The sequence below is a fragment of the Haladaptatus sp. genome (genome assembly GCF_049589095.1).
Taxonomy (GTDB): Archaea; Halobacteriota; Halobacteria; order Halobacteriales; family Haladaptataceae; genus Haladaptatus.
Genome location: NZ_JBAWAC010000409.1, coordinates 1 through 9193, shown reverse-complemented (window position 1 = coordinate 9193; position 9193 = coordinate 1). Strand labels below are relative to the sequence as shown.

Here is a 9193-nt window from a genome sequence, read left to right as displayed (position 1 = left end):
GCACGGATATCTCGCCGCACTCCCCTTGTTTCCACTCGAAACACTCCCCTTCGATCGTTTTATTTTCTAACTAACTAGTGACCGTCCGTCGGTATCAGACGATCTGTTCACCGTCGTCGTCGTACACCTTGATGGCGTCCACGGGACAGACACGGGCGGCCATCTCGGCGTCGAACTCCGCCCCCTCGGGAACGTCGCGGACGAAGATCCCTTCATCCTCTTCTTCGCTGTCGAGCAGATCGGCTTTGCCTTCCTCGCGGTTTTCCGCGAACTGATCCCATTCCGCGGTACATTGGAACATTCCCGTACAGGTGTTCCGGTCGTATTCGATCTTCATACGTACTCCTCCGATGTGTGCCCTCAAAGGGATGACGGAGCAGCTTTCGAGAACGGTGAAATACCCCTCACGAAACGTACCTTCGAAGCGCTTCAATCGTTGGATCGAGCATCGATGGAAGGGTGGACTGTTCGTCGGAATTCGGCACCCATTCGTCGGCCGTGAGATAGTCTCCGATTTGGTGGACGACACCCGCATCGACGCCTCGATACGCCGCAACCGCGAGCAGGGAAGCCTCCACCATGCCGAGCGACAGAACACCCTCGTTCGCGTAGTGTTCGATTTCGGGAATCGTCTCTCGGTACATCGCACCCATCGACCACGTCGGTCCGCGGTGTGTCTCGATTCCGGCCGCGGCAAGCGCGGATTCGAGATGATCGGTCAGCTCCGGCGTCGATTCTACCCGTTCATCGCCCGGCAGGTAATGATACGAGATTCCCTCGTCGCGGATCGCGTGCGTCGGCAAAATCGCGTCCGTCAGCGGGATGTCCGTCTGCAATCCGGCACAGCCACAGAGAATGCAAACGACTTCGGCTCCCGCCGCAATCGCGTTTTCGGCGACGATTCCCGTCACCGTCGGGCCGATACCGAACCCCCCGATGAATCCCACGTTTTCGTCCAGCAGTTGCAGTTCCTGACTCCGAACATAATTCACGCTCTCCGTCGCTCTGTTCTCCGCCGTCGAACGCAACTCGTCCTCGAATCCGAGGATGACCGCTTTCGGCATGTCGGGTAACGCTCCGCCATGAGCGTCAACCGCATCCTCCGGCGAGAACAGCGCCGGAGCATCGTACTTGTCGCCGTAATTCGGGATTTTCATATCTCAACTGTATAGCGAATTGAAAAATACCTTCGCACCGTACGCACCCGACAGTTTAAACGGTAAGACGCGCCAAACGATGGTAATGACCGGACTCGCACCGCGCACGCAGGGTGAGCGTGCGTGAACGTCGCCGATTTGACGGGCTTGCCGGACGGCGTTCCCGAACACTTCCAGGCACAAGGAATCGAGGAACTCTACCCGCCACAGGGGGAGGCCGTCGAGGCGGGAATCACCGACGGCGAGAGCATCGTCGCCAGCATTCCGACGGCGAGCGGCAAGACGTTCATCGCCGAACTCGCCATGCTTTCGAGCGTCGCCCGCGGTGGCAAAGCCCTCTACATCGTTCCCCTCCGCGCACTCGCCAGCGAGAAGAAAGAGGAGTTCGAGGAGTTCGAACAGTACGGCGTCTCCATCGGCGTCTCGACCGGCAACTACGACAGCGACGGCGATTGGCTCGCCTCGAAGGACATCATCGTCGCCACGAGCGAGAAGGTGGACTCGCTCGTCCGGAACGGCGCGAAGTGGGTGGACGACCTCTCCTGCGTCGTCGCCGACGAAGTCCACCTCGTCAACGACGCTCACCGCGGTCCGACGCTCGAAGTCACGCTCGCCAAACTCCGACGCGTCAACCCGAACCTTCAAACCGTCGCGCTGTCGGCAACAGTCGGTAACGCCGAGGAGATGGCCGACTGGCTCGACGCCACCCTCGTGGATTCGACGTGGCGTCCGATCGACCTCAGAAAGGGCGTTCTCTACGGTCAGGCGCTCCACTTCGACGACGGAACACAACAGGAACTCGCACGCGGAAACGAGAAGGAAACCGCCGCACTCGTCCGAGACACGCTCGAAGACGGCGGGTCATCGCTCGTGTTCGTCAACTCCCGTCGGAACGCGGAGGCGTCGGCGAAACGGCTCGCGGACGTGACCAAGACCCATCTGACCGACGAGGAGTGTCGCGGACTCCTCGACATCGCCGACCAAATCCGTGACGTGAGCGACACGGAGACGAGCGACGACCTCGCAACCGCCATCGAGAGCGGTGCCGCGTTCCACCACGCGGGACTCGCCAGTGAACATCGGTCGCTCGTGGAAGACGCGTTCCGCGACAAACTCATCAAGGTCATCAGCGCGACGCCGACGCTCGCGGCGGGTGTGAACACCCCGAGCAGACGTGTCATCGTCCGCGACTGGCGTCGCTACGACGGCGACATCGGCGGCATGCAACCGCTCGACGTGCTCGAAGTCCACCAGATGTTCGGGCGCGCGGGACGTCCCGGCCTCGATCCGCACGGCGAAGCGGTGCTCATCAGCAAGAGTCACGACGAACTGCAGGAACTGTTCGACCAGTACGTCTGGGCCGACCCGGAACCGGTCCACTCCAAACTCGCGGCGGAACCCGCTCTTCGAACCCATATCCTCGCCACCGTCGCGTCCGGGTTCGCAGGGACGGAGGAGGAACTGCTGGACTTCCTCGAACGGACGCTGTATGCGACCCAAACCGACGAAACCGGCCGACTCGAAACCGTCACCCAGCGAGTGCTCGACTATCTCGAACGGAACGGCTTCCTCGAACGCGACGACCGACTGCGCGCGACCGGGCTCGGCCATCGCGTCTCGCAACTGTATCTCGACCCGATGAGTGCCGCCGAAATCATCGACGGCCTCCGGGAGGCGGAGGGCGAACCGACCGCCCTCAGTCTGTACCACCTCGTCTCGCGTACGCCGGACATGTATCAACTCTATCTGCGCTCCGGCGACCGCGAACGATACACCGAAATCGCCTACGAACGCGAACCCGAGTTCCTCGGACACATGCCCTCGGAGTTCGAGGACAACGCCTTCGAGGATTGGCTTTCCGCGCTGAAGACCGCCCGCCTGCTCGAAGATTGGGCGAGCGAATTGGACGAAGACCGCATTACCGAGCGCTACGCCATCGGCCCCGGCGACATCCGCGGCAAAGTCGAGACGGCACAGTGGTTGCTCAACGCGGCCGAGCGATTGGCCGCAGAACTCCAGCGCAACGATGCCGAGGGAATTCCATCTGCGACGACGACTGCCGTCAGGGAGGCGCGAAAACGCGTCGAGTACGGTGTCGAGGAGGAACTGCTCGACCTCGCGGGCGTCCGAAACGTCGGGAGAAAACGTGCCCGTCGGCTGTATGAAGCCGGTATCGAGTCGCGGGCTGACCTCCGTGAGGCGGACAAATCGGTCGTCCTCGGTGCGCTCCGCGGCCGGAAGAAGACGGCCGAAAGCATCCTCGAAAACGTCGGACGACAGGACCCATCGCTGGACGACGTCGAAGCCGACACGGAAACCGCGGTGGCGAGCACTCGGGCGGCCAACGACAGCGGCCAGCAGAGTCTCGGTGATTTCGAATGAAACTGGTCGAAGGACGGGTGACGATCACGGACGTAAACGATTTCGTCGCCCGCCTCGGGTCAATCGGCGACGAGTTCGACTGTGCCGTTCAGGCCTTCGACGCAGACTACGTGGCCGGAAGAGAACATCTCCAATCCGCGGTGAACCACGCGAACCGTTCGTTCGAACGCGGCGAGAACGTCGCTCACGACCGGTCGGTCGAAATCCTCCTGTACGCGGCGGGCCGTCGTCAGATCAACCAGGCGCTCACGATGGGCGTCTCGGAGGGTGAACAACGCGTCGTCGTCGTGGTCGATGGTGAGCAGGAACGACCCGCCACGGATGCCGTCTCCGAGTTATTGACTCCCGCAGAAACGCTCGGAACCGCGACCCGCGACTCCGTGTTCGAATTTTTCGATATTTCGGAACGGGAAGCGGCGACGACGACTGTCGATCTCTCCGACCTCGTCTGCGAACGGGTTGCCTTGCTCGAAGTGGAGAAGTAGGCTGACGATGGCCGATTTTGATGGCCAGTATGAATTTCAAACGTCGCCGTGTACCGCTTCGTATGCCCGACGATCACGACGCCGAACGTGTACAGGACAGTGCGCGGGAACGACAGCGTGAGCGGGCCGAGCGCGTCGAAGACATGCTGGGCGACGCGGGTCGAATGCTCGGTGAGCACAAGTATCCGACGACGAGCGAGGAATTGGCGACCGAATACGGCGACCAACCGCTCGACTTGCCGAACGAGACCGAAACGCTCGGAAGCGTCTTCGACCGACTCGTGGACGAGCGCTTCGAATCGCCAGAAGAGGCACGCGAGGCTGTGTATAACGAAATCTCGGGCGATGCCGGTGGGTTGGCGGAGTACAACGATGAACGTGAGCTACGCGAGTTGGACGACGAGGAAACGAGTTCGGAATCGAACGTCGATCAGGGGTAAACTGTCGAACGTTCCAGTTGAAACGGAGGGGTATTCGACCGTCCGGTCACGACGCTCGACGGGATGGTCGACCACAAAATTTTGAGTAGTCCCACACGGATTCGAACCGCGGTCGTTGCCCCCAGAAGGCAACAGGATTGGCCACTACCCCATGGGACTGCTGTCGTTCAGCGACTTGGTTCGCTGAATCTGCATTCAACGGTAGCACAGTTCCGTATTTCAGTGTTTCGAACCCGGCCGAGCGTTGCATCCTGCTATCATGGATATCGATTCGGCAACGAATCTACTGGCTCGCGGCCACGAGCGACGAAATCAACGTCATCTCGATACGTTGTAACTGTTTGCTGATCGTTCCAGGAGCGACCGAGAGTTCGTCGGCTATCTCTCGATGCGTCGTTTCCCGGGGCATCTCGTAGTAGCCCTCTCGGACTGCCACTGCCAACACCTCCTGTTGGCGGTCGGTGAGCGTTGCGACCGGATCGGAAATCGATGGCGAGTACTCGCCCATCCGTTCGAGTTCGATTCCGAAGTCGGGAGGAACGTCGTTCAATGCGGCGCTCAGTGCGTGTTCCGTTCCCAAGAACGTCACCCGGACGCCGCGGTCGGTGCCGGTATCGACGAATTCGACCGGCCATTCGAGGACGATTTCGTGGTCGAACAGCACACCCAACAGTGCGTCCATGAGCGGCGAGGACTCGTAGTGGGTGTACGTGATGCCGTCGCTTCCGGGTGGAACGTCGAAGTCCAACACCTCCGGTGTTTCCCGCAACAGTTCGCGTATTCGCGCTGAGTCCCCCCGAAGTCGGCTCAGCTCGGCGTACGTTCCATCACGAATCGGGTTGATATAGTAGGTCGTCTCGATGGTAACGTCCGATGCGTTTGCCACCGCATCGTCGAGTGGATGGAGGTCGCCCACATCCCACCGAACGACGACTGTTGCATACCTCATGTCTCTCTCATCTACTCGTTCCCCGTGACGGTTCGATATCGATGACTATACCTTATAAAGACCAGTGGCATGCTAGAGAACAGAGCGACGATTCCCAGGTTCGTACACGTCGCTACGATGACAACGAATGTACGATACGGTACGGACATGCGAGTTCTCGTAGTTGGTGGCGGAATCGCTGGCCTGACGCTGGCAGGACTGCTGGAAGGGAGGGGATTTTCGCCCGACGTCGTGGAGAAGTCCGAAAACTACGGCGGTCTCGGCTACACTCTCAGCCTGTGGCCCGCAGGGTCGAACGTGTTGAAGGGACTCGGTAAATACGACGAACTCCTTGGGGACGCCGACCAGTTCGAGGAGTACCACGTATTCAATCACAACGGAGAACAGCTACACGAGTACGATATGGGGAGTCTCGCGGACGAGTACGGTGAGACGTTCCTCGTTTGGCGACCGAATCTCATCGACGTGTTACAGACGACCGTTTCGGAGGGGACTATCAGGATGGGGACGACCGTCACGGACGTCGCCCAGCACGCCGACGGAGTAGACGTCACCTTCACCGATGGCACGACTGGAACGTACGACCTCGTCGTCGGTGCCGACGGTATTCACTCGACAGTTCGGGAACTGGTGTTCGGTGACGTGGAGTTGACCTACCACGACATGACTTGGTGGGCGTTCTGGGTCGATCCCTCGATGGCGACGACGGGCGAGGTACAGGAACATTGGGGCGCGGGACGGTTCGTCGGACTGTATCCGACGGAAGACAAGTTGGCGTGCTTCCTCGCTGCCACCGCGCCGGAAGGAACACCGGATCCGGTCGACGAGCGAATCGAGAGGATTCGAACGACTTTCGACGATATGAGCGGCCTGGTGCCGGATATCCTCGACGAGATGGACGATCCGGCGACGATGTGGCACGACGATTTCTACGACCTCCACATGGACGAGTGGACCAAGGGACGTGTCGTCTTGATCGGCGATGCCGGACATGCAATCCTGCCGACCGCTGGCGTCGGTGCGTCGATGGCGATGGAATCGGCAGCGGTTCTCGCGGACGAGTTGACCCGAACGGACTCGAAGTATATCGAACAGGGTCTCTCCCACTACGTCTCCCGTCGCCGTGATCGGGTCGATACGGTACAGAAGAAGTCGCGTCGGCTCGGTTCGTTCGTCATGGTTGAAAACCACTTCTTGGCGGGTATCCGCGATCAAGGCGTGAAGTTCTACTCCCAAGAACGGATGGAGGGGTATTTCCAGGAGTTCCTGTCGAGCGATATATAAGATAACACCGTATCTTTGCACAAACCAGCACCTATTTCTGTCCCAATTACGCATGTTCGTGTATGTACGTCGGACGCTTCATCATCGTTGGACCGGAGACAGGTGCGTATCGAGTTTCGTCGCGGTCGTTCCCGAATCGGAAGGCAGTCGCGCGTGAGGACACCGTCACCGTCGGGCCGACCGAGGACGCGCCGGAGACGGACAACCCGTATATCTCGTACAACTGTGCTCGCGTCGTCGGCGACACGGCCGTCATCGGCAACGGGTCGCAGGTGGACCCGATCGCGGAGAAAATCGAACTCGGCTACCCGGCACGTGATGCCCTCGTCGAGTGTCTGCTCTCCCTGGACTACGAGAAGGACGACTATGACACGCCGCGAATCGCAGGTACCATCGGCGAGGAATCGTACATCGGTATCGTCCGGCGCAATGCCCTGTTGGTACGGGAAGTGACGGAGCCGACGCTCGTCGCCACCTACGAGAAGGACGCGCCGGAGTCGTTCGATTTCGAGGCTGACGACGCCGAGAGCGCGGCGAGTACCGCCTACGACCTCGACTTCGAGCATCCCGTCTGTGCGGTCGCCGTTACCCGCAACGGCGGAAACGACGGATTCGACCTCGCCGTCGAGAACGGGAATTAAGGCACCGCCGAACGTATCACCCGACATGAAAGTCGGTATTCTCTCGGACGTTCACTCGAATCGCATCGCGCTCGATGCAGTTCTCGATGACATGCCTCTCGTCGAGGCGTTGCTCTGTGCCGGTGACGTGGTCGGCTACAACCCGTGGCCCGCCGAGTGCGTCGATATCGTCCGCGACCGAGCCACGGCGTGCGTGATGGGAAATCACGACCGAGCGGTCGTCTCGGAGACGCCGTTCGCGTTCAACGGCATGGCGCAGGCTGGCGTCGAGCACGCCCGTGCCGAACTCAACGATTTGCAACGGGAATGGCTCGCCCGACTTCCCGATTCGCGTCTCGCGTGCGATGGCCGCGTGAGAATCGTCCACGGTCATCCGGACGACCCGGACCACTACACCTACCCCGAGGAGTTCGACGCCGACATGCTCGGCGACGAGGACGTACTCGTCATGGGTCACACGCACGTCCAGCATCACGAAACGTACGACGAGGGTATCGTGATGAACCCCGGCAGCGTCGGACAACCGCGCGACGGCGACCCGCGCGCGGCCTACGCGGTTCTTGATCTCGACGAGTTGACCGTGGACGAACGACGCGTCGAGTACGACATCGGGACGGTGCAGGAAGCGGTTCGGGAAGCCGGATTGCCTGACAAGATCGGCACGCGATTGGAGTTGGGTCGATAGTCGCCGTATCGAGGTTTCGCGAGCCGTTTCCGTCGCCTCTCTACTCTTCTCGTTCGCATCGCGTCCAAAAAAGAACTGACTGTGAGTCGCTCGAAACTCGCTTACTCGATCTTCTCGTACTGCTCCGCGAGTTTGTCGGCGGCCGTCCCGAGCTGTTCGCGCTCGAACTCGGTGAGGTCCCACTCGACGACTTCCTCGACACCGTTCGTGCCGAGTTTGACGGGGACACCGAGTGCGACGCCCTCGTGACCGTACTCGCCTTCGAGTTTGACGGAACCGGGGAGCACTTCGCCGGTGTCGCGGATGACAGCTTCGACCATGTGGCCGACGCCCGTCGCCGGACCCCACTGGGTCGCGCCCTTCTTCTCGATGACGTTCATCGCGCTCTCTTTGAGCTCGCCGAGGATCTCCTCTTTCTCGTCGTCCGTGAACTCGGGGTCGGCACCGTCGATGCGGACCTTCGAGAAGACCGGCACCTGTGCGTCGCCGTGCTCACCCATGATGGTCGCTTCGACGTTCTGGACGGGCGCATCGAAGCGCTGGCTCAGCACGTAGCGGAACCGGGCGCTGTCGAGGCGGCCGCCGAAGCCGATAACTTTCTCCCGTGCTCGGTCGCCCGTCTCGTAGAGGTGACGGTTGAGCAGGTCCACCGGGTTCGAGGTGGTGATGGTGACGAAATCGTCGTCGTTGTGCTCGGCGATGGAGGACCCGATGTCCTCCATGATGGGTGCGTTGTCACCCGCGAGGTCGATACGCGTCTGTCCCGGCTGGCGCGGAATCCCGGCCGTGATGACGACGACGTCCGACCCGGCGGTGTCCTCGTAGGTGCCCTGTCGAACGGTCGTGTTCGAGTCGTAGGCGGCCCCGTGGTTCACGTCGGCGGCCTGTCCGATCGTCTTGTCTTCCATGTCCGGAATGTCCACGAAAACCAGTTCGTCCGCGACGTCACGCAGTGCGATGTTGTAGCCTGCGGCGGCTCCAACAGTGCCTGCCGCACCGACTACGCTTACTTTCACCATGTCACCTAAAAGACGCCCTGCTGTTTGGTTAAATCCTCCGGAAGCGGGATTCTTCGCGCGACGACCGACGATGTGTTTAGACAGGTTCGCCGTTACGGACCGAATTTATGTGTACCGTTGCTGACCGTTCGCTTCGAAACGACTTCGTTTC

The 9193-nt window shown here is 60.8% G+C and carries 10 protein-coding genes and 1 tRNA gene; 6 read left to right on the top strand and 5 right to left on the bottom strand.

What is annotated here, in order from left to right; all coding sequences use genetic code 11:
- Positions 1-94: 94 nt before the first annotated feature.
- Together WBV42_RS12875 and WBV42_RS12870 are read right to left on the bottom strand one after the other, a co-directional pair.
- On the bottom strand, positions 95-337 hold the full coding sequence (locus tag WBV42_RS12875; protein ID WP_423986387.1) for a ferredoxin: 243 nt from the start codon (positions 335-337) through the stop codon (positions 95-97).
- Positions 338-404: 67 nt separating this feature from the next.
- Entirely contained in the window at positions 405-1157 is a 753-nt protein-coding gene (locus WBV42_RS12870; protein ID WP_423986386.1) for a nucleoside phosphorylase, read from the bottom strand.
- A gap of 123 nt (positions 1158-1280) precedes the next feature.
- Between WBV42_RS12870 and WBV42_RS12865 the strand changes: the two genes are divergently transcribed.
- The 3 genes from WBV42_RS12865 (at position 1281) to WBV42_RS12855 (ending at position 4464) form a co-directional block, all read left to right on the top strand.
- Complete coding sequence (locus WBV42_RS12865) at positions 1281-3539, top strand: ATP-dependent DNA helicase (RefSeq protein WP_423986385.1); 2259 nt, start codon at positions 1281-1283, stop codon at positions 3537-3539.
- The gene (gene cgi121 / locus WBV42_RS12860) at positions 3536-4024 is read left to right on the top strand and encodes a KEOPS complex subunit Cgi121 (RefSeq protein WP_423986384.1); all 489 of its coding nucleotides are present in this window, start codon (positions 3536-3538) and stop codon (positions 4022-4024) included. The genes WBV42_RS12865 and cgi121 overlap by 4 nt, the downstream gene beginning before the upstream one ends.
- Positions 4025-4086: 62 nt before the next feature.
- A complete protein-coding gene (locus tag WBV42_RS12855) occupies positions 4087-4464 on the top strand; it encodes a DUF5789 family protein (RefSeq protein ID WP_423986383.1) in 378 nt (125 codons plus the stop codon).
- 86 nt (positions 4465-4550) lie between these two features.
- Here the strand turns inward: WBV42_RS12855 and WBV42_RS12850 are convergent.
- Both WBV42_RS12850 and WBV42_RS12845 read right to left on the bottom strand, forming a co-directional pair.
- Positions 4551-4623 (bottom strand) — tRNA-Gln (locus WBV42_RS12850).
- A 124-nt stretch (positions 4624-4747) separates the two neighbouring features.
- Complete coding sequence (locus WBV42_RS12845; RefSeq protein WP_423986382.1) at positions 4748-5413, bottom strand: helix-turn-helix domain-containing protein; 666 nt, start codon at positions 5411-5413, stop codon at positions 4748-4750.
- 147 nt (positions 5414-5560) lie between these two features.
- Between WBV42_RS12845 and WBV42_RS12840 the strand changes: the two genes are divergently transcribed.
- The 3 genes from WBV42_RS12840 (at position 5561) to WBV42_RS12830 (ending at position 8023) form a co-directional block, all read left to right on the top strand.
- Positions 5561-6697, top strand: a complete 1137-nt coding sequence (locus WBV42_RS12840; protein WP_423986381.1) for an FAD-dependent monooxygenase — start codon at positions 5561-5563, stop codon at positions 6695-6697.
- A 62-nt stretch (positions 6698-6759) separates the two neighbouring features.
- Positions 6760-7338, top strand: a complete 579-nt coding sequence (locus tag WBV42_RS12835) for an IMP cyclohydrolase (RefSeq protein ID WP_423986380.1) — start codon at positions 6760-6762, stop codon at positions 7336-7338.
- A 25-nt stretch (positions 7339-7363) separates the two neighbouring features.
- Entirely contained in the window at positions 7364-8023 is a 660-nt protein-coding gene (locus WBV42_RS12830; RefSeq protein WP_423986379.1) for a metallophosphoesterase family protein, read from the top strand.
- Positions 8024-8124: 101 nt separating this feature from the next.
- Here the strand turns inward: WBV42_RS12830 and mdh are convergent, their stop codons facing one another.
- Positions 8125-9042: a malate dehydrogenase gene (gene mdh / locus WBV42_RS12825; protein ID WP_423986378.1), complete on the bottom strand. Its 918-nt coding sequence runs from the start codon at positions 9040-9042 to the stop codon at positions 8125-8127.
- Positions 9043-9193 lie beyond the last annotated feature (151 nt).